This window comes from Bacteroidota bacterium, from assembly GCA_040388375.1.
Lineage (GTDB): Bacteria > Bacteroidota > Bacteroidia > UKL13-3 > UKL13-3 > JAAFJM01.
The window spans coordinates 113,694-134,180 of record JAZKBU010000007.1; the positions used below are offsets into that span (position 1 = coordinate 113,694).

20 protein-coding genes and 1 tRNA gene are annotated in these 20,487 nt (G+C 36.0%); 10 read left to right on the forward strand and 11 right to left on the reverse strand.

All coding sequences use genetic code 11. From position 1 onward, the window contains the following. Positions 1 to 12: 12 nt before the first annotated feature. Positions 13 to 2,931, reverse strand: coding sequence for a class I tRNA ligase family protein (locus V4538_12055; GenBank protein ID MES2381770.1), 2,919 nt, complete (start codon positions 2,929 to 2,931; stop codon positions 13 to 15). A gap of 153 nt (positions 2,932 to 3,084) precedes the next feature. Between V4538_12055 and V4538_12060 the strand changes: the two genes are divergently transcribed. From V4538_12060 to V4538_12085, 6 genes are all read left to right on the forward strand, one after another. After that, positions 3,085 to 3,957, forward strand: a complete 873-nt coding sequence (locus tag V4538_12060; GenBank protein ID MES2381771.1) for a permease-like cell division protein FtsX — start codon at positions 3,085 to 3,087, stop codon at positions 3,955 to 3,957. A gap of 18 nt (positions 3,958 to 3,975) precedes the next feature. Continuing rightward, positions 3,976 to 4,227 carry a DUF3098 domain-containing protein gene (locus V4538_12065; GenBank protein ID MES2381772.1) on the forward strand — a complete coding sequence of 84 codons (252 nt, stop codon included), beginning with the start codon at positions 3,976 to 3,978 and terminating at the stop codon, positions 4,225 to 4,227. A gap of 35 nt (positions 4,228 to 4,262) precedes the next feature. Further along, positions 4,263 to 5,063, forward strand: a complete 801-nt coding sequence (locus V4538_12070; GenBank protein MES2381773.1) for an undecaprenyl-diphosphate phosphatase — start codon at positions 4,263 to 4,265, stop codon at positions 5,061 to 5,063. A 17-nt stretch (positions 5,064 to 5,080) separates the two neighbouring features. Then, positions 5,081 to 5,842, forward strand: a complete 762-nt coding sequence (locus V4538_12075; GenBank protein ID MES2381774.1) for an MBL fold metallo-hydrolase — start codon at positions 5,081 to 5,083, stop codon at positions 5,840 to 5,842. Positions 5,843 to 5,851: 9 nt separating this feature from the next. After that, on the forward strand, positions 5,852 to 7,303 hold the full coding sequence (locus V4538_12080; protein MES2381775.1) for a DUF2079 domain-containing protein: 1,452 nt from the start codon (positions 5,852 to 5,854) through the stop codon (positions 7,301 to 7,303). A 99-nt stretch (positions 7,304 to 7,402) separates the two neighbouring features. Then, entirely contained in the window at positions 7,403 to 11,779 is a 4,377-nt protein-coding gene (locus V4538_12085; protein MES2381776.1) for a gliding motility-associated C-terminal domain-containing protein, read from the forward strand. Position 11,780: 1 nt separating this feature from the next. On the opposite strand, the gene V4538_12090 is transcribed toward V4538_12085, so the two are convergent. Beyond that, the gene (locus tag V4538_12090) at positions 11,781 to 12,593 is read right to left on the reverse strand and encodes a hypothetical protein (protein MES2381777.1); all 813 of its coding nucleotides are present in this window, start codon (positions 12,591 to 12,593) and stop codon (positions 11,781 to 11,783) included. A gap of 60 nt (positions 12,594 to 12,653) precedes the next feature. After that, a complete protein-coding gene (locus V4538_12095) occupies positions 12,654 to 13,616 on the reverse strand; it encodes a PhoH family protein (GenBank protein MES2381778.1) in 963 nt (320 codons plus the stop codon). Positions 13,617 to 13,675: 59 nt separating this feature from the next. Between V4538_12095 and V4538_12100 the strand changes: the two genes are divergently transcribed. The 3 genes from V4538_12100 (at position 13,676) to V4538_12110 (ending at position 14,875) form a co-directional block, all read left to right on the forward strand. Then, positions 13,676 to 14,458: an SAM-dependent chlorinase/fluorinase gene (locus V4538_12100; protein ID MES2381779.1), complete on the forward strand. Its 783-nt coding sequence runs from the start codon at positions 13,676 to 13,678 to the stop codon at positions 14,456 to 14,458. A 2-nt stretch (positions 14,459 to 14,460) separates the two neighbouring features. After that, on the forward strand, positions 14,461 to 14,757 hold the full coding sequence (locus V4538_12105) for an antibiotic biosynthesis monooxygenase family protein (GenBank protein MES2381780.1): 297 nt from the start codon (positions 14,461 to 14,463) through the stop codon (positions 14,755 to 14,757). Positions 14,758 to 14,801: 44 nt separating this feature from the next. Further along, positions 14,802 to 14,875: transfer RNA gene (locus tag V4538_12110), tRNA-Met, on the forward strand. Between the two features lie 157 nt (positions 14,876 to 15,032). Here V4538_12110 and V4538_12115 read toward each other — a convergent pair. After that, positions 15,033 to 15,626: a DUF6134 family protein gene (locus V4538_12115; protein ID MES2381781.1), complete on the reverse strand. Its 594-nt coding sequence runs from the start codon at positions 15,624 to 15,626 to the stop codon at positions 15,033 to 15,035. Between the two features lie 279 nt (positions 15,627 to 15,905). Then, positions 15,906 to 16,391 carry a DUF3667 domain-containing protein gene (locus tag V4538_12120; protein MES2381782.1) on the reverse strand — a complete coding sequence of 162 codons (486 nt, stop codon included), beginning with the start codon at positions 16,389 to 16,391 and terminating at the stop codon, positions 15,906 to 15,908. Positions 16,392 to 16,551: 160 nt separating this feature from the next. Between V4538_12120 and V4538_12125 the strand changes: the two genes are divergently transcribed. Next, a complete protein-coding gene (locus V4538_12125; protein MES2381783.1) occupies positions 16,552 to 16,692 on the forward strand; it encodes a hypothetical protein in 141 nt (46 codons plus the stop codon). A gap of 67 nt (positions 16,693 to 16,759) precedes the next feature. Here the strand turns inward: V4538_12125 and V4538_12130 are convergent, their stop codons facing one another. The 6 genes from V4538_12130 to V4538_12155 form a co-directional block, all read right to left on the reverse strand. Beyond that, positions 16,760 to 17,209, reverse strand: a complete 450-nt coding sequence (locus V4538_12130; GenBank protein MES2381784.1) for a PA2169 family four-helix-bundle protein — start codon at positions 17,207 to 17,209, stop codon at positions 16,760 to 16,762. Positions 17,210 to 17,221: 12 nt separating this feature from the next. Then, a complete protein-coding gene (locus V4538_12135; protein MES2381785.1) occupies positions 17,222 to 17,731 on the reverse strand; it encodes a pyridoxamine 5'-phosphate oxidase family protein in 510 nt (169 codons plus the stop codon). Positions 17,732 to 17,757: 26 nt separating this feature from the next. Then, positions 17,758 to 17,994: a hypothetical protein gene (locus V4538_12140; protein ID MES2381786.1), complete on the reverse strand. Its 237-nt coding sequence runs from the start codon at positions 17,992 to 17,994 to the stop codon at positions 17,758 to 17,760. Positions 17,995 to 18,148: 154 nt separating this feature from the next. Then, positions 18,149 to 19,249 carry a lipase family protein gene (locus V4538_12145; protein MES2381787.1) on the reverse strand — a complete coding sequence of 367 codons (1,101 nt, stop codon included), beginning with the start codon at positions 19,247 to 19,249 and terminating at the stop codon, positions 18,149 to 18,151. 5 nt (positions 19,250 to 19,254) lie between these two features. Continuing rightward, positions 19,255 to 19,812, reverse strand: a complete 558-nt coding sequence (locus V4538_12150) for a hypothetical protein (GenBank protein MES2381788.1) — start codon at positions 19,810 to 19,812, stop codon at positions 19,255 to 19,257. A 20-nt stretch (positions 19,813 to 19,832) separates the two neighbouring features. Beyond that, entirely contained in the window at positions 19,833 to 20,459 is a 627-nt protein-coding gene (locus V4538_12155; protein ID MES2381789.1) for a hypothetical protein, read from the reverse strand. Positions 20,460 to 20,487: the final 28 nt, after the last annotated feature.

Below are 20,487 nucleotides of genomic sequence, written 5' to 3' on the forward strand. Positions count from 1 at the left end.
GCTCGAACTGACTTATACTACTATATTGACAATTTTGCCTTTTACGAAAATTACTTTTTTTGGTGTTTTGCCTTCTAAGCGTTTTTGTATGGTTTCGTTGGCCAGTACTGCTGCTTCTACTTCGGCTGCGGTGGCTTGTAAACTAAACTCCATATTATCGCGATGTTTGCCATTGATAGAAATAGGATAGCTGAAGCTGTCTTCTACCAAATATTCTGCATGGAATACTGGGAATGTGGCATTAACTATACTACCGGTATTACCCAAAGCATGTTGCCATAACTCTTCGGCTATATGGGGTGCATATGGCGATATACAAATTAATAGATCCTGTAAGATAGCTTGCTTTGAACATTTCAAATCGCTTAGCTCGTTTACCGCGATCATAAAGGTAGAAACAGAAGTATTGAAAGAGAAATTCTCTACATCTTCGGCTACTTTTTTAATGGTTTTGTGCAAGGCTTTCAATTCTGCTTTGCTCGGTTCTTCCTGCGTTACGATGTTGTTGCCATCCTGGTAAAACAAACGCCATAGTTTTTTGAGGAAACGGTGTACGCCTTCTATACCATTGGTATTCCATGGTTTACTTTGCTCCAACGGGCCTAAAAACATTTCGTACAAACGCAAAGTATCAGCGCCATAATCAGCTACAATATCATCAGGTGTTACTACGTTGAATTTTGACTTAGACATTTTTTCAATTATACTTTCACACAATATTTTTGAATTTTTATTTGTAATGTAAGTGAAATCATCAAACTCTCCTTGATGAAACCTTTTAAAACTATCAATATTTAATATGGAATCAGAACCTTCTAATTTATTCTTGCTTGATTCTGATTTAACGTATTCAAATGATATTGTTCCCCAATCAATATTTTTATATTCTGAACTCATGAAATCAAAATTGATTTTTGCATTTAATGGAGCATTTTGGTAACCATCTCTTGTAACCTCAAATGAAGCTTGTTTCAAATCTGATGAAACAACAATTTTGTATTCTCTATTTATATATACAAAATTTGAAACACCAGTTATCATCCCTTGGTTAATCAACTTTTTAGCCGGTTCATCGCAAGGAATCAAACCTAAATCAAATAAAAATTTGGTCCAGAAACGTACGTATAATAAATGGCCTGTGGCGTGTTCGCTACCACCTAAATACAAATCAACCTGTTGCCAGTAATCAATGGCTTTTTTGCTGGCAAACTCGTTCGTATTTTTATTATCCATATAACGTAAAAAATACCAACTGCTGCCTGCCCAACCCGGCATGGTCGACAATTCGTATTCGTACTCGCCTTTGTATTTCCAATCGGTGGCTCTACCCAATGGTGGCTCGCCTGTTTCGGTTGGTAAAAACTTATCTATTTTAGGAAGCTCTAAAGGCAATTCATCGTAACTCAATACGTACGGAATATTGTTTTTGTAATATACGGGAATAGGCTCGCCCCAATAACGTTGGCGGCCAAATATGGCATCGCGCAGGCGGTAATTGGTTTTGCTTTTACCCAAACCACGCGATTCTATTTCGTGTATGGCTTTTTTAATGGCTTCTTTTACGGATAAACCATTTAAGAATTGCGAATTGTATAAGGTTCCTTCTTTGGTGTCGTAGGCTTCTTGTAAAGACGTTGCATGCAACGTCTCTACGGGTTTGATGACCTGTGTGATGGGTAAATTAAAATGTTTGGCAAAGGCAAAATCGCGGGTATCGTGCGCGGGAACGGCCATTACTGCACCTGTTCCGTAACCAGCCAATACATAATCAGCCACCCAGATAGGAATTTCCTGACCTGTAAACGGGTGTATAGCATAAGCACCCGTAAACTCACCTGTTATATTTTTTACATCAGCCTGCCTGTCACGTTCGCTACGGTTGGTAGCCATTTCTACGTAATCCATTACATCGCTTTCGTTATCTGCCGCTACCAGCTCTGATAACATTTCGTGCTCGGGAGCAATAGCTAAATAACTAATACCAAAAATAGTATCAGGGCGGGTAGTAAAAACTTCAATGCTTAAATTGCTGTCCTGTACTTTAAAAGTTAAGCTGGCTCCCTGCGATTTACCTATCCAGTTGCGTTGAGCTTCCTTTAAGCTATCGCTCCAATCTAATGAGTCTAATCCTTGCAATAAACGCTCAGCATAAGCGGTAATACGCATGCTCCATTGGTTCATCAGCTTACGTTCTACGGGATGTCCGCCACGCTCGCTTACGCCATCTTTTATTTCATCGTTGCTTAAAACAGTGCCCAAAGCAGGGCACCAGTTTACATAGGTTTCGCTTAAAAAAGCAATCCTGAAACCTAGTAATATTTTCTGTTGTGTTTCGTGGCTGTAAGCTTTCCACTCACTGCTTGTAAAATTACCAAAGTCTAATTCAATACCACCTGTTAGTATACCACTATCTATGCTATTAAAACCCTCTTTTTCAAAAATAGCTATCAGGGTTTCAATAGGTTCGGCTTTATCCGTTTTTGGGTTATACCACGAGTTGAATAACTGAATAAATATCCATTGTGTCCATTTATAATAATCAGGATTGGAGGTGCGTACTTCCCTGTCCCAATCGTAACTAAAACCCAGCTTACCTAATTGCTCGCGGTAACGGTTTATGTTTTCTTCGGTGGTAATAGCCGGGTGTTGCCCTGTTTGTATAGCATATTGCTCAGCAGGTAAACCAAAGCTGTCGTAACCCATCGGGTGCAATACATTAAATCCTTTTAAACGTTTGTAACGCGAAAAAATATCGCTTGCAATATAACCCAGCGGATGCCCTACGTGTAAACCGGCTCCACTTGGGTACGGAAACATATCAAGCACATAGTATTTAGGTTTGCTACTGTCTTCCGTTACTTTGTATATGTTGTTATCGGCCCAGTATTGCTGCCAGTTTTTTTCAATGTCCGTAAAATTATATTCTTTCATTTTCGTTTTTGTCTGTGTAAAATAGTCTGTTTTTGTACTATTTTTTGAGGTGCGAAAATATAATTAACAACACCTAAAACAAAACTGTGGATTGAATTTACTTGATGACTACTATTTATCAATTATTTTCGTCCTATAAAATTTTACATCAAATTGGCTACTCAGTTACAAAAAGTTAATAGAAGAAGACGCATATCTTATTTATCATCCATAGTTAGTATTGCTATGGTATTGTTAATGTTAGGCTTGTTTGGTCTTATTTACATTCAATCAACCCAGTTAAACAGGGTTATTAAAGAAAATGTGGTGGTAAGCATTTATTTAACTGACAATGCGGAGCAAAGCACTATTGATAAAAATATACAGGCTATTAAAAATATGCCTGATGTAAGGGAAGTAAAGTTTATTAGCAAAGATGCAGCCGCAGCCGATTTATCGAAAGAAATGGGGCAGGACATAGTTGGTTTTGCGGGTTATAACCCATTACCACCGGCCATTGAAGTAAGTTTAAATGCGGAGAGTGTAAACAGTACTAAAATACAGGAATTGAAAAATGTATTGCTGCAAATGCCCGCTGTAAGTGAGGTAAAATACAACGAGATTTTATTTGACAATGTAGGAAGCAACTTAGGTGCTGTCAGTTTCATCTTAATTGGGTTGGCAACTATATTTATTATTATAGCCTTGGTTTTAATTAACAATACCATCCGCCTACATTTATATGCCCGCAGGTTTTCTATTAAAAGTATGCAACTGGTGGGAGCTACCCATTGGTTTATTATAAAACCTTTTGTAGTACGCAGTTTTTTCAATGGTTTGTATGGGGCTTTACTGGCTTTGGTGCTGTTAAATTTAATACTTTGGGTATTGCCTAATTATTTACCCTCTATTGAAATATTGTACAATACAGAAAGTTTTGCAATATTGTTTATAGCACTTATACTTGTAGGCATATTGGTAAGTATGTTGAGTAGTTGGGTAAGCACCAATAAGTATTTAAAAACAAAAATTGAAGATCTTTATTAAATAGAAAAATAAAAAATTATGAGCGATAAAAAAGTAAACACCAGCAAAACGGCTGACAAAACTAACAATACTGTACAAGGCGATTTTATTTTCGGAAAACAAAATTACATGCTGATGGCATTGGGTGTTGTAGTTATTATTATTGGTTTTTTTGTAATGAGTGGTAAAGACGATATTTTTAGTACTACTAAATTAACCGCAGCGCCTATTATTATTTTGTTGGGTTTTGTGATAGAGATATTTGCCATCATGAAAAAAAATAACGATTAATTCTTTTATTAATCGTTACTTTATTTGTAAGCATTATGAGCATTATTGAAGCAGTTATTATTGCTATAGTTGAAGGATTAACGGAATATTTGCCCGTGTCGTCAACCGGGCACATGATAATAACTACCGCTATTTTGGGTATTGAACCCGATGATTTTATTAAATTTTTTACGGTAAACATTCAACTGGGCGCTATACTGGCTGTAGTGGTTTTGTATTTCAAACGTTTTTTCAAATCGTTTGATTTTTACTTTAAGTTGATAGTAGCCTTTATTCCCGCAGCTGTTTTAGGTATTTTGTTTAGCGATAAAATAGATGAGCTCTTGGAAAGTCCCGCTACCGTTGCCGTTACTTTATTAGTGGGCGGTATTATTTTATTGTTTGTAGATAAATGGTTTGCTGCCAACGATAGCGAAGGGGTAGAGGAAGTAACTTATAAAAATGCTTTTATCATTGGTTGTTTTCAATGTATTTCCATGATACCCGGTGTATCGCGCAGTGCATCAACCATAATAGGTGGTTTAACCCAAAAGCTCACACGCAAAGCTGCGGCTGAGTTTTCTTTCTTTTTAGCAGTACCAACCATGTTTGGTGCTACAGCTAAAAAATCGCTGGACTTATACCAGGATAAAGGCCTGGAGTTTTTTACTTCTGAACGATTGATGTTATTGGGCATAGGAAATGTAGTGGCTTTTATAGTAGCTTTAGTAGCTATTAAAGCGTTTATTACTTTTTTAACTAAAAACGGATTTAAAGTATTTGGCTGGTACCGAATTATAGTAGGTGGTATTATACTAATATTATTAGGTGCAGGCTACTCATTAAGTGTGATATAAATTAAAACAATAAAACAATGAAGGTAACATTTCTTGGCTCAGGTACTTCGCAAGGTGTTCCCATTATTGCTTGCCATTGCCGGGTATGTACTTCAACCAACCAAGCCGATAAACGCTTACGTTCATCTATACTTGTTCAGTACCACGATAAGAATATAGTGGTTGATACCGGTCCTGATTTCAGGCAACAAATGCTTACCGTAAAAATAGATAGTTGCCATGCTATTTTATTTACTCATGCGCACCGCGACCATTTAGCCGGTTTGGATGATATACGTGGCTTTAATTTTGCCATGAAAAAGCCTATTGATATTTACTGTGAACCCATCGTTGATGCAGCCATTCGCCAGGAGTTTCATTATGCTTTTGAAGAGCCTAAATATCCGGGAGTACCTGAAATGACTATGCACCCGCTGAGTGAGACACCACTTGAACTGTTTGGCAAGAAAATTATTCCTTTGCGTGTGTGGCACCATAAGCTACCTGTTTTGGGCTTTAAGTTTGATAACTTTGTATACATAACCGATGCCAACAGAATAGACGATGAGGTAAAGGAAAAAATAAAAGGAGCGGATGTTTTGGTATTAAATGCCTTGAGGCGGGAACCACATATTTCGCATTTTACTTTACAGGAAGCCGTTGATTTAATAAATGAACTAAAACCAAAGCAAGCTTATTTAACCCATATCAGTCACCAGTTAGGTTTACATGATGAGGTAAACAGTGAATTGCCTAAACATATACAATTGGCTTACGATGGCTTGGAATTAAACTTTTAAATTTAAGGTATGAAGCAGCTTAAATGGATTTACGCGGTGCATGCCTTTTTCTTTATTGCTTTTTGTTTAGTTTCCTTTGTTAACCATTATTTTTTCAGAACCTATGCGCACGATTTAGGTATAGCCAATCAGGCATTATATGAGTTTGCCCACTTTAAAAATCATTATGCTACATTACTGCTAAGACCCGACCCAACGCATTATTTGGGTTTGCATGTAGGTATTTGGGTGCCGCTGCTCAGCCCATTTTATTATGTTTTCGGTTCTTATACCTTACTGTTATTTCAAAACATAGCCATTGTGTTTTGTGCAATAGGTATTTATAAATATGCGCAAACAAAACAACTTTCAAATGTAATAAGCGCTTTGATTGTTGTTCAGTTTTACTGCATCTGGAGTTTGTATACAGCCGTTGCCTTTGATTTTCACGATACCGTAATGGCTATTGCCTTTGTGCCTTGGTTGTTTATGAGTTATGCCCATAAAAAATGGATACCCTTTGCACTTTGCTTTGTGGCTATTTTATTGAGTAAAGAGAACGAATCTATTTGGCTGATTGGTATTTTATTGGGTTTAATAGTTAAGCATAAACAATACAGCTTTAAGCAAAATAAAGTGGCTTTGGGTTTTGGCTTCATAGCCATAGCTTGGTTTTGTTTCTGTTCATTTCTGTTCATGCCATATTTAAGTCCTACTGGAAATTTTGAGCAGTTAAGCAGGTATTCGCATTTAGGAAATAGTATTGGAGCCATTATTTATACTGCTATAAATAATCCGTTATACGTACTCCAACAGTTTTTTGTAAGCAATGCACCCAACGACCCTGATACTATTTATAAAACCACATTTTATGTTACACTGCTGGCAAGTGGTGCTTTGGCTTTTGTAATCAGGCCCTATTATTTATTGATGATTTTACCATTACTGGCGCAAAAAATGCTAAGCAAAGTGGTTTCGTTCTGGGGCGTAAACCAACATTATTCCATAGAGTTTGCTCCGCTGTTAACACTGGCTGTTATTGATGTTTTGATTTTATTCAGGCAAACCAAATGGCAGGGGCTTATTACGGTAGCACTTATTATTAGCAGCTTTACAGCCACTTACAGTAAAATGTTTAGCGTAAAACATACGTACATAGCAGGGGAGAATTTATTTGAACCAGTACACTACCAAAGTCAGGTTGAGTTGAATAAAGTATATGAGGTAATTGATAAAATAGACAATGACATACCTTTATCAGTATCGGCACAACTGGCACCACATTTATACAAAAGAGCTTTGCTGTATCATTTTCCCATAGTACACAATGCCGCAAAAATTGTATTGTTAAAAGGCAATCAAACGGCTACTTACCCTTTGTATCCGCAAAATTATTTCCATAAACTTGATTCATTAAAACAAAGCAATGACTGGAAAATTGAAATAGAAAACAACGAAATCGTTGTTTTTAAAAGGCCTTAAAGGAACGGTGCCTTTGTAAAAAAAACCTTAAAATACCCTTTATCGGTAAATATTGCTTAATAGTTTATTAAATTGCAGTTGGTTTAAAACCAAACTGATTTGATAAACAATATTTACTTACTCATAAACAACATTAAAAAAACAAAATACCCATTCCAATGGGCTTGGTTGTTTATTATTTTTTTTAAAGTAAATAGTTTATTCGCTTTTCAAATGCCAACAGGCATTAAGTTTATTGAAAACAAAGGTCAGTGGGAATCGGAAGTGCTTTATAAAGCTGATATTCCTGGAGGACATTTATTTATTTCAAACAACTGTATTACCTATTATTTGGTTGATAAATTAGCCGTACACGACCACCAACATGGCAAGGGTATAAAATCCGGTAATGCGCAAGTTTATAAAATATTTTTTGATGGTAACAATCCTACCTTGGTAACCCACGAAGCCAATTTCCCGAATAAAGAACGCTATAACTTTTACAAAGGGGAGCAATCAAAATGGCGCAGCGGAGTAAGAGCTTACAATCAGGTTATATTGAAGAATGTTTTTGAAGGGATTGACTTGGAGATAAACAGTTATGGCATGCAGGTTAAAACTACTTTTATAGTAAGTCCCAATGCCAACCCTAATGATATTAAACTAAGATACGAAGGTGCTGATGAGTTAAAGTTGATTGATGAAGACATTAACGTAAGCACCTCATTAGGCGATATTATAGAAAAGAAACCTGAGTCGTTTCAGCGGTTGGATAAAACCATATTGAAAATATATTCGGCTTACGAATTAAATAAAAATGTAATTACCTATAAGTTGGGGGAGTATGAAAAAGGCAGGGAACTGATTATAGACCCTACCTGGATTTTTGGTACTTACGTAGGCTCTCCTGCTGATAATTTTGGCTTTTGCTCTACCTTTGACAGGTTAGGAAATGCGTATGCAGGCGGAACCGTTTATGGGGCTAATTTTCCCAGAACAGTGGGGCGTTTTCAAGCCAGTTTTCAGGGTGGTAATAGTGCAGGTAATGAATATGGGCGTGATTGTATCATAGCCAAGTTTAGTCCGGATGGAACCGATATGCTTTGGGCTACCTATTTGGGTGGAACCAATAATGAACAACCCCATTCCATGACCACCAATACCATTGGCGATTTATATATTATGGGTTCAACTTACTCCAGTAATTTCCCTGTTTCTACCGTGGCTTACGATAAAACTTTTAATGGAGCCTGCGATATATTTGTAAGCAAGTTAAGTCAGGATGGAATGGTTTTAATGGCATCGAGTTTTTTAGGAGGTGCCGGAAAAGATGGTATTACCGGTTTTGAACAAATTGGTTACCCAATCAATAATGGCATATTGTGTTACAATTATGCCGATTGGTATAGAGGTGAAATTATAGCTGATCAATTTGGTAGTGTCTACATAGCTAGTGTTACCGAATCAAATTTATTTCCCGTTCCAAATGCTTTTCAGCCGGGTTTTGGTGGTGGAGTAACAGACGGTGTATTGGCTAAGTTTAACGATAGTTTAAGCAGGTTAAATTTTGCTACTTATGTAGGAGGCTCAGGCGATGATGCTTGTTATGCCCTTATTACAGATCCTTTATCGAATAATTTATATGTAACCGGTGGAACAACTTCAGCTAATTTACCGGGAACTGCCGCACCATTTACTTACAAAGGTGGTGTGGATGGTTATATTTTAAAAACAAATACATCAGGCTCAAGCAGTCCGCGTACCGTCTATATTGGAACCAATGTATACGACCAAACTTATTTAATTCAGCAAAATACCGATGGCGATGTATTTGCAATTGGCCAAACCGCAGGCAATATACCTGTAACACCGGGCATATACAGTGTGCCGGGAGCCAAGCATTTTATTAAATCGTTTGACAGGGGTTTAACCACCGAAAAGCTATCGACTATATTTGGTAAACCTGCTGCTTTCCCCAGCTTATCGCCCACTGCTTTTGTAATTGATAAATGTAATAAATTATATTTTAGTGGATGGGGTGGAACCGTCAATTTATTTAACAATACCGATTTAAGCAATACTGCAGGGTTACCTGTTACGCCAAACGCTTTTCAGAAAACAACCGATGGCAGCGATTTTTATTTAATGATATTGGGAGCGGGCTTGAAGGATTTAACCTATGCTTCTTTTTACGGAGGCTCTCAAAGCTCAGAACATGTAGATGGAGGAACGAGTCATTTTGATAAGAACTTTATTATATACCAAACTGTGTGTGCGGGCTGTTGGGGTAATAGCGATTTCCCAACAACAGGTGATGCATGGAGTAATGTAAATCCCGGACGTAATGCTAAATTCAATGCTGCCGGTTGTAATATAGGTGTGTTTAAATTTAATTTAGATGCTTCTATTTATAAACCTGAAGTACGTGATACTTTGATAGAAATAGATGCCGGTGATACGCTTAATTTATTAATTAATGCCATTGACAAAGACAACGATTCTATTTTGGTAACGGCTACCGGTGCTATTTTAGCGCCCGGTACAAATCCGGCTTTGTTTGAAATAGTGAGCAGGAGTAAAGGCTTAACGCAAATGCGACTTAAGTGGGCTACCTTGTGTAAAAACATAAGTACCGATACTTTTATAGTTGATTTGGATTTGACAGACGATGCTTGCCCGGTTTCGAAAACAGGTACAGGCAAAATAAAAATATTGGTTAAGTCGCCTAAATCGGTAACACCATTTCCTGCATGTTTAAGTTCTATAAACGATAATACGGTAAGACTAACCTGGGATAGTGCCACCAGCAAACCGAAACGATTTGGTTACTTACAAATTTATAAAAGTGTAAACAACGGACCTTATTCACTCATTGATACTGTTGCTAACTGGCAAGTGAATAAACGCATAGATAACAATGCGCTGAACCATAAAATTATTCAAACCAAATACTATTTAGTATCCGTAAATAATTGTGGCACTGTAGGCGACTCAAGCAGGGTAATAGGCAGCGTGTATGAAGGTGATACTATTTTACTGCCCGGTTTTACCGAGGTGGGTGATACTTTGCTGACTGTTATTAAAACAGATTCTATTGGTACTTCATTTGTGTTAAAGGATACGGAAAGTAAAGATTCATCGTATATAACAGTAAGTGGCGATTTGTTAAGTAATAACTTGGCTACCATTACTACTGAAGACGGTTTGGGCTCAGGTAAAGTAAATATATTGGTGAAAACAGATTGCAACAGTGCCTTAAAAACATGGAACCTGTATGTAAAAATACGCGACAACCAATGCCCACAACCACGCGAAAAAACAAAACATATTCAAATACAGGTTATAGGAATGCCTCCCATTCAAATGCCAGAGTTGGTTTGCCCATTAAGGTTAAACAATGACAGGTTACGTTTGGCATTGCCACTACCCACCACCAATAAATACTATAAAGAATTTGCCTTAATTAAGTACAACAGGAATGTGTTTATGGGTAAAGTGAATATGTATAACAATTTATTGGCCGATACTTTTTATATAGATGAAGCTGCGGTGGATAATGCCAATAAAAATTACTGCTATCAAACCATTGCTTATAATATTTGTGGCGAAATAATGGATAGTTCGACCAAAGTATGTGTACGTAATGAAAGCGGTGTAACGCCTGATAAATTGAAATGGTACACTGTTACCGTGGTTGACGATAAAGAGATAAAACTGGTATGGAATAAATCGCCAAACGAAGCCATTAGGTTTCAGAACTATGTTATTTATAAAATGCAGGACAGGAATGGTAAGTTGTTTAATAATTTAACATCCGTTATCAGTATTAACGATACTACTTATACCGATACTGATGTAAAGGTAGATGACCATTCATACTGTTATAAAGTAACCAATACTAACGAGTGTGGTGTAGAGAGTGTAAACAACGATACGGCTTGTAGTATATTATTAACCGGATCATCTGAAAAACTAGCCCATAATTTACAATGGCAAAATTATAATTACTGGCCTTTGGGTGCGCAGAAATACGAGCTGCAAAAAGCCAATGTATACAATACCACATTCAATAATATTTTACCTAACAACAATAAAGGTCTGGCTTATCTTGACAAGGTTTTTGATTACCAGGTGGGTTTATATTATTACAAAACGGTAGCTTCCCAAAACCCTAACGAAGGCAATGCGTTTAGCGAATCAAATACGATTGAACTGATACAGGCACCTTATGTTTTTGCACCTAATGCGTACACTCCTAATGGCGATAATTTAAACGATATCTGGATTCCGCAACACGCTTTTGTACGTGACTATAATTTGAAAATATTCAACAGATGGGGTCAGCTTATTTTTGAAACCAACGATAAAAACAAAGGATTTAACCTGAGTACTTCAAGTGGACTTATAGCGAATGATGTATATGTTTACATTATTAACTACACAGGCTGGAATGAAGAGAGTAATACTTTAAAAGGTAATTTTACGGTATTGAAATAGTTTAAAAAGCTAACGTTATACCAAAGTAAAATATATTTAAATCGCTATCTGTATTATAGTTCTGGTACGATTCTAATGTACCGGTACCACTATTGAATTTAATACTTTGCGGATCTATTACTTTTATTATGTTTCCATAGTTTCTGTGGTAGCGTAACTCAAACAAAACATTTTTTACCAGTTGCATTTTAACACCACCACCTATACCATAAATGCGTGTTGCATCGCCTTCTATATTTTTAGTATCGGTTCTACTTTGGCCCGTTCCGTCAGTATAATTAATGTTTTGGCGGGTATAAAAAAAACGTCCGCCCCAATAAGCTGTTCCAAAAATTTTAACAGGCCAGTCTCTGCCCAATTCTAAATCAACATAGGGATACCAACCATAAGAGTTGCTGTTAATAGCTAAATTAGCATTGTTCGATAAATAAGATTTATCGCCACCAAAGTATAAATAATCAAAGCCTAGGCCTGCATATAAATTAAGCGGACTTTCCACTTTACACAAAGCATTATAGCCTAACTTAAAGGCAAAGCCATAACCGGTATTCAATGTTTTATCAATGCTGGTGGTTGGTATTGAAAAGCATAATGCTGCTCCCAACTGCAAAGTTTTGCCATCAAAGTTGTTGGTATTGTTACCGCTGTTTTGTAGCGAGTCAGCTTTAAAATTATTAAGAGAATCTCTGGTACTTGTATTCCCAGTTGGTAATTTACTTATTTTGCCCGCATTGGTATTGGGATTACGTTGGGCAATTGTTGTCAGGGTAAATAAAAATAAAAGGAGGCTTAATAGGGTAATTTGTTTCATCATCGTCTCATTAGTTAAAATCATGCCAAAATGGAAATCATTACTTTAATCAACCATAAAAAACTAGTCCGCTTTATCGTAAGCTTTAATAATATCTTTTACCAGTTTATGCCTTACTACATCTTCGTAGGTTAAATATTGTATATGAATACCTTCTACTTTCTCTAATATTTTTACCGCCTTTAGTAAACCCGATTGTTGTTTTTTAGGTAAATCTATTTGCGATAAATCGCCAGTAATAATAAACTTAGCATGAGGTCCCATGCGGGTTAAAAACATTTTTAATTGCAGGTCGGTAGCGTTTTGTGCTTCATCTAAAATTACATAAGCATTGTCCAATGTACGGCCACGCATAAAAGCCATTGGTGCTATTTCAATTACGCGGCTTTCAATATGTTGTTTTAGCTTTTCTGCCGGAATCATATCGTCCAGTGCATCGTAAAGTGGTCGCAAATAAGGGTCTATTTTCTCTTTTAAATCGCCTGGTAAAAAGCCTAAGCTTTCGCCTGCCTCTACCGCAGGGCGTGCCAGTATAATGCGTTTAATTTCTTTGTTTTTAAGGGCTTTTACGGCTAATGCTACTGCGGTATAGGTTTTTCCTGTTCCGGCAGGGCCAATGGCAAACAAAATATCGTTTTTATCAATCAAATCGAGCATGGCTTTTTGATTGGGTGTTTTTGCCCTGATTACTTTTCCGTTGTTGCCATGTAAAATAACATCGGTGGCAAGGGCTTCACTATCGCTGGTTCTGCTTTGTTTTATTTCGCTGTTTATATCGCCTGATAAAAGGGCTTTGAATTGCGCATCGCTAATGCTGCCTTTCTTTATAAGAATCTGCTCTAATTGATTTAATTTTTCTTCAAAAAGGTCTATGCCTAAATCATCGCCACTTAAAATTAACTGGTTGCCACGACTTACGATTTTTAATTTGGGAAAATGTGCCTGAAGTATTTTTAAGTTTCTATTATTGTTGCCTAAAAGTTCGGTAGGATCTAAATTTTCAATAAGTATTTCTCTGTTGTTCAAATTTAATGCTGCTTAATTATATTTTTGTACGAATTTATTAAAATACTTAAGCCACACAAGTGAATTATATAACCCTTTTATCAGATTATGGGAATGCCAGCCATTATGCGGCTTCTATTAAGGGAAGTTTATATAAATCCATCAGTGAGGTGCAGATTATAGACATCAGCCATAATATTCATACTTTTGATATATTACAGGCTGCTTTTGTTTTAAAAAATACCTATCAAAACTTTCCTGCAGGCACCATTCATTTTATTTGTGTGGATGTTAACTTCCATTTATACCAACAAATAATAGTGGTAGAACACAACGGGCATTATTTTTTAGCGGCTGATAATGGCATTGTTAATTTAATGTTTGATGAAATGCCGGCTTCGGTTTGGGTAGTTAAAGAGGAGCTGGTATTGCAGGCAGGTTCGTTTATTGAAAATGGGTTGTTTGTACAAATAGCTGCACATATAAGCAGTAAAAAACCACTGGAAGCCATTGCACAAAAAGGAGCCATACGCAACAACAGCCATTCACAAGCCATAGAAATAAGCAATAATATGATAAGGGCTAAGGTGGTGTTTATTGATGGTTTTAACAATGCTTTTGTAAACGTAAGCAAACCCGTTTTTGAACATGTGCGTAAAGGCAGGAAGTTTAAAATATACTACCATGGTAAAGAGTATATTGATAAAATTGTAAGCGATTACAGTCAGGCAAAAGGAGGAGAGGACTTGGCTTTGTTTAACCATAACGATTACCTGGAAATAGCCATGAACAGAGGCCAGGCCAGCCAGCTATTAGGTATAAAAATAGGCCATAATATTATTATTGAATTTTCTGATAAATAAATATGATTACACGTATAGTACGATTGAGTTTTGAACCTGCTAAGCTGGACGATTTTTATGCTGTTTTTGAAGCCAGTAAATTACAAATAGCTGCTTTTGAGGGATGTAATGGTTTGCAACTGATGCAGGATGCCAACGAAAAAAATGTATTGTATACGTTGAGCTATTGGGAAAGCGAAGCGCATTTGAATAAATACCGTTTTTCAGAACTTTTTAAAACAACTTGGGCCCAAACTAAAATTCTGTTTAACAATAAACCTCAAGCATTTAGTTTAGAATTATTGCAAAAGGTAAAATAATATTTGCGTATAAAGTAAAAATTTTTACATTTGCAGCCCTTAATGGCGGGGTAGCTCAGATGGTTAGAGCACAGGATTCATAACCCTGAGGTCGGCAGTTCGATTCTGCTCCCCGCTACAGATTCATTCGCTTCGTGCGGATGATTTTTTCCCTTGTTACTTTTATAAAGTGGCAAGGGTTTTTTATTTACGGCTTTGTTCATTGCCAGAGCGTCAAAGGCGTGCACAAGCATTGCGAATATGCTCATTCGCAAATGCGAGCGGGTGCAGTTTGATTAGGAGGTTCTTTTGGAGACTACTTTACCTATGGAAAGTTCCACTTCTATGATGCTTAGTTGACCATTTATGTAAGTATAAGCATTAACCTTACCATCTGGTGTGGTAAATTTATACTTATGATTTCCTAAGTCTGAAATCTTTACAAAAGAACCATACATGTTGGAATAAATCTCTGTTAATCCTATCGGTTCAGTAAAGTATAAATCGGCTACTGTAAATGTAATTGCAGGCTTGTAAATGGTATCTACCTTATGGTTAATATTGCTTACATATTTGTTACCGAGTTTCTGTGTGTAACCAATTATATTTTCTGTACCCCTGTTTGAATGCCTGTAGGCAATACCATTTTTCAGTACTGCCTGTTCCTTATGCAGGTTTATTTCTGATTCTACATGAATGGACATAACCAGTATGCTGGCATCAGTATTTGTTTTAACATCTATTGTTTCCTTTTTCCCCAGAATGGTTTTAGTGGCAGTTATACTGCCTATATTCATACCATTAAAATTTACCTCAAATTTCATTTGGCTGGTTTGTGCAAATAATAAGGTAGTAAGCAAAAGCAAGAAAGTTGTATATATAAATCTCATAGCTGTGAATATCAGGTTGTGAAAATAAACAATTAAAGGACTATTGTTATAGTAAATAAATGACCATGGTAATAACTAAAGCCGCAGCGAATAGTGAAAACAAAAAAATCAAAATAGCTTTGGCAATAATTGTAAAAATATTTTTATCCTTAAATAAGTAACAATAAGTCCATATCATAAGCAAGTGTCCGGGAATGGAAGTAATGTATATTACGGGTTTAAAGTACGCAGCATCCTGAAGTAAAGCAAGCGTTGGAATAGTTACTATAATCGCTATTATTAGCCGTTGTGCTGCCAAGTAAGTATGAATGACCAGAAACTCATAAAAATTATACTGTTTGTACGAAAAAAAAGAACTGAAAAAGCGGAATAGCTGAGTAGCAGCAGCAACTGAACTTGGGTATAATGAGTATACAACATTCCATTTAATTCCTCCGCTTTATGCCCTTCAATATCACTGGTAAACATATTCAGGTGAAAATACTGACTCAGTAACACGTACAATCCTGCTATTAAAATCAGGAAAGTAAAAGGCCTGATATGTTTAACCCGTTTTCCTTTCAGGTAATCTTCAATAGCCCTCCCCGGATTTATAAACAAAGACTTAGTTGTATAAAACAAACCATCGTCCCAGAAATGAATGAATGTTTTTCGTAATTCGTGTATTACAAAATGCCTGTCTATTTTAAATGTATCACCGGGCTGTCCGCAATTATTACAAAACTTACCACTGAATTCAGTATCACAATTCTTGCATACTAACATGATATTTTATATTTAGTGGTCAATATTAAGCAAACTAGCGATAAATTTTCGCTGGTTTGTCAGGGAATTGTTTAGCCCCTTTGCTAGTGTAAGCCTTTGGCGTGTGCTAATTTTGTTTTAGGTTGGTTTTTTAATACACTCACTCGCAACATGCGAGCGAATGCAGGGATCATGTTATGGTAAAGGCTTGTTCATGGTTGGTGCACCACTACAAAATTATAGCAGGGAGTTAGTACCGATAGATTGGGCTAAGCAAAGTATTGGCTGTATTAAACAGTTAGCGCTTTTAATTGATGTATAAGTTTTTGAGTGCCTTTTTATTTGTTGCTTAAAATTCAAAGTTATCAGTTAAGTAATTGATTTTAGTGCTATAGCCTATCACGCATTAATTTTACTTTATCGTGATCGGCCTTTAGTAAATCATATTGTGCCCTAATCATTGTTTTTTGTTCTGCTGAAAAAAGATCTGTATTTAATTCTAATGTGGTTTCGTAAGTAGTTTTCATGGCGTCTTCACCAAATTCGCATGAGTTTAAAATTGTTTTGCGGTCTTTGTTGGTGAGCGCTGCTTTTACATCCATCCAAACACGGAAAAATTTTCCTGATATAAGCGTTCCCTCGGCTATTTGACCTCCTAACATACTTACCTCAGCTACCAATTCTTGTTTGCATTTCTGACTGTTTTGTATAAACGTTGCGAACAAAGTTTTTAAATCGTGTTCATCGGTTTCTTTTGATGCTGTTTCGTAACCTTCTATTCTATCGTTGTTGATAGTGATGAGTGTATTTAACACTTCAATTGTTTTATCGTTTTCCATTTTGTGTATTGATTAAACTTTTATCTCACCTTCATTACCTGTAATTAAGTTTGTTCCTGTTATAACTGAAGCAGCCATTTTTAAGAAGTTTACCATTTTGTTTCCATCGGTATCCCAATAATAGGCCGTGGTTGGTTTTACTTTTATGATGGAAATATCCGGGTCGTTCTTACCCTCTTTAAACCAAATTTTTGCCATTGGACTCCATAGTTCGTCTATTTTCTTTTTGTCAATAATTATTTCGGCTTCCCCATTTACAATTAAGTAGCTGCTTTTACCGGGATGTGAAAAATACAATTGCACATTTTTGTCTTGTTTTATTTCCCTGTTCTTATCGCTGTTTACATCGCTAAAGAACCAAATATTTCCTTGGTCACATACTTCTATTGCTTCCATTGGTCTACACGTAGCACCATCATCTATTTTAAGATTGGTGCAGAAGAGGCAAACACCTATATCTTCAACTAAACATTTTAGTTTGTCAATTGCCTCTTTGTTGTATAAATTTTTTATGTCACTCATTTTATTATCCTTTCCTGTTATCTCATTTATTTTTTTCCTGCCCTCATTATAAGGAATGCAATGATAACGATGATTGCAACTACAATGAAAATACCGAAACTCATTCCGGCTTTGAAAATACCTCCTATAATTTCGCATGAACTTATAAGGGATGTAAGGAATAGTAGTGTTACCACTGCTAAAGGTTTTTTGATTGTATATATTTTTTCGTTTAACAGGCTATCATTTTGCTGATGGTTGTTTTGATCTTTATCGGTATCCATTTTTATATGATTTTAGGTTATAACTGAATTGTTACCTAACAAAGTTGGGCATAGTATTTAGCAGAATCATTATATAATTTCTAAAAGCAATTACATATTTTACGGTATGGCAAAAAAAATGGTTACCGTTTTTGGTAACCATTTAAATGAAATTTTATTTCAGTTTTTCTGCTAAAAATAGGTATTGTGCCGGCAAATGATGTTGCCATATATTAGGGTTTTGGGTATCGTTGCTATACAATTTAAAATAGGCATCGTCAGCATATAGTATAATAGTGTTGCCTGTTCTTACATAATAGTTACTCTTGTAATAGGCAGGTATATTTAAGTTTGGTATTTGTTTTTTTACGGCTTTGGCAACCATTTTACCCAGGTACTTCTCATAATTTTTTTGTGCTTTAAAGCTGGGTTTACTTAACTGATTGTATACTCTTTTTAAAATAAGATTGGCAGGAAATTTTTGTTTTTTGATCATAGCCTTTGCATTTCGAAATGGATTAACTGCTGTAAAGTCATCAACGGTTTGGACAGAGAAAGGTACATCAGGAACCCAGTCAGCGGTATTGACAATATTATAAGCCCAGCCACCTTCATTCATTTTTTCATAATCATAAGCAAAAAATAAGTTTCCGGGTTTTGGTCCTGCACTGCAATAGGTTTTAAACTGAATATCTTGTGGTAGCTTACCATCCAATTTCAAATTTTGCAGGTAAGCATTCAGCATAAAAGTAATACCTCCGCCCTGGCTATGTCCGGTTAATATAAAGTCTTTGATACCTGCTTTGTAACAGGAGTCAATTTTGGCTTCAATTGTTTTTGACAGGTAAGCCATAGCCACAAACCAGCCAACTTGTACGGCTGCATTAGGGCTCTTAGCTAATTTGTATTTAAAAAGAAAATCTTTGTCCAGTTGCAATTCTCCGGTGGCGGGTATCATGGCGGCATATAGGTTAGCTAAAAAACTTGCTTCTGTTTGAATACTACCTTGCACTGCAATTAAAGCAACAGGCTTTTCTTTATGTATCCATAAATCCCAAATATTATCAAAGGCTACAACGGGAGAGCGGTAAACAAAGCTAAATGTTTGCGGGTCGGGTACTGTTTTATTATCAGCCCATTTATCCAAAGCTATGTGTGCTTTCTGGTTAATTTTTAAGGTTTCAATGTATTCTGCTTTGTCAAATCCGGGTTTTAAAACCTGGCCAAATACCATTTGTGATAGGATGATGCAGCTTAGTAGTATGGTTATTCGCATATTGTTTATTGGCTGTTTGATAAGGTTAAATAGTCAAAGCCTATAGGGCTTTTAAAAATACAAATGTTTGTTGTTTCTCCAATGGTAATTGCATCCCAATAGTCTTCCCTGCAAAGCAGTCGTTGGGTTTGGTTTTCAATATTTACTACCAGTATATATTTTTCAACTCGTTTATAGCCGCCATTACTAAATTGTTTATCAATCACCATAAAGTTGCCACATTCATAGAGGGATGAAATTTTTGAATTTAAAATTTGCCCGCCTAACATAAAGGTTCCAACAAAGCCAATGGAAAACATATTTGCAAGGTTGTAATAATTTATAAGCATAGTAGGATTTAGGATAACGAAGGGCTTAATTTTTCTGGCAATGGTTAACCCTGCAATTAAACCTATTGTTCCGAAAGTAAAGGCAAATAAATAGGGGCTATTGTAGTTTTTAAAATTATCAACTCCTACAATACCTGCAAACATTCCTCCAAATAAAGAAACGAAAAAGATGATTACAATAGTTACTTGCTTGCCTTTGGAAGTTTTTTTTAAGTTTATTTTCTGCTTAGCCATGTTATTGCTTTGAATATTTGTTAGCTGCTTAATTTTTCTATGATGGTTGCAAAAAGGTGTGGTATTCTACTCAAGCCTTCTAATGTTTCATTTGTATTTAATATAAGTCCTGTTATTGTTTGTGGAATCAACCCCAGTATTTCAAGTACAATTATCATGATGGGTAAAATTAAATAAGCCCAAAGCGGGTATTTAAATTTGGTTGTTAAGCCTGAAAATACACTGTTAAAAGCTAACATAATCCGCTCTTTATAATGCCATAGAATTAAAAAATCAAGAAATAAATAGTAGGAGAGTCGCCAATAAAAGCCGGGCATTTTTATATAGGTAATATCAATAATTAAAATGTTGGCAAGAATAGGAATGGAAAGCAATGCACCTAAAATAAGAGTGCGGTTATATAACAGTAACAACGCAGCTATTATCTGCGATATACCTACAAACGATTTGAAAGGCTCCTGTTCAAAAAAATACCAGGATAGTTTAAACAAGCGTAAGTCTTTAACGGGTGTTGACAGTTCTTTATCTGATAAACCAAATTGCCCTTCAGTAAGTTTAGCCCAACCATAGCTTAAAAATGTATAGGCTATTAAAACCCTTGCACAAAGAATAAAATAGTCCCAAAGTTTTTGCTTCCGTTCGGTCATTATATAAGTAGTTACATTTGTTACCGAA

Excerpts from the sequence above, each read along its gene's own strand:
- V4538_12125 (MES2381783.1), top strand. The coding sequence starts at position 16,552 with ATGCAGGGATCATGTTATGGTAAAGGCTTGTTCATGGTTGGTGCACCA.
- V4538_12090 (MES2381777.1), bottom strand. The coding sequence starts at position 12,593 with ATGATGAAACAAATTACCCTATTAAGCCTCCTTTTATTTTTATTTACC.
- V4538_12155 (MES2381789.1), bottom strand. The coding sequence starts at position 20,459 with ATGACCGAACGGAAGCAAAAACTTTGGGACTATTTTATTCTTTGTGCA.
- V4538_12055 (MES2381770.1), bottom strand. The coding sequence starts at position 2,931 with ATGAAAGAATATAATTTTACGGACATTGAAAAAAACTGGCAGCAATAC.
- V4538_12065 (MES2381772.1), top strand. The coding sequence starts at position 3,976 with ATGAGCGATAAAAAAGTAAACACCAGCAAAACGGCTGACAAAACTAAC.
- V4538_12070 (MES2381773.1), top strand. The coding sequence starts at position 4,263 with ATGAGCATTATTGAAGCAGTTATTATTGCTATAGTTGAAGGATTAACG.
- V4538_12080 (MES2381775.1), top strand. The coding sequence starts at position 5,852 with ATGAAGCAGCTTAAATGGATTTACGCGGTGCATGCCTTTTTCTTTATT.
- V4538_12120 (MES2381782.1), bottom strand. The coding sequence starts at position 16,391 with ATGTTAGTATGCAAGAATTGTGATACTGAATTCAGTGGTAAGTTTTGT.
- V4538_12130 (MES2381784.1), bottom strand. The coding sequence starts at position 17,209 with ATGGAAAACGATAAAACAATTGAAGTGTTAAATACACTCATCACTATC.
- V4538_12135 (MES2381785.1), bottom strand. The coding sequence starts at position 17,731 with ATGAGTGACATAAAAAATTTATACAACAAAGAGGCAATTGACAAACTA.
- V4538_12150 (MES2381788.1), bottom strand. The coding sequence starts at position 19,812 with ATGGCTAAGCAGAAAATAAACTTAAAAAAAACTTCCAAAGGCAAGCAA.
- V4538_12075 (MES2381774.1), top strand. The coding sequence starts at position 5,081 with ATGAAGGTAACATTTCTTGGCTCAGGTACTTCGCAAGGTGTTCCCATT.
- V4538_12115 (MES2381781.1), bottom strand. The coding sequence starts at position 15,626 with ATGAGATTTATATATACAACTTTCTTGCTTTTGCTTACTACCTTATTA.
- V4538_12145 (MES2381787.1), bottom strand. The coding sequence starts at position 19,249 with ATGCGAATAACCATACTACTAAGCTGCATCATCCTATCACAAATGGTA.
- V4538_12140 (MES2381786.1), bottom strand. The coding sequence starts at position 17,994 with ATGGATACCGATAAAGATCAAAACAACCATCAGCAAAATGATAGCCTG.
- V4538_12105 (MES2381780.1), top strand. The coding sequence starts at position 14,461 with ATGATTACACGTATAGTACGATTGAGTTTTGAACCTGCTAAGCTGGAC.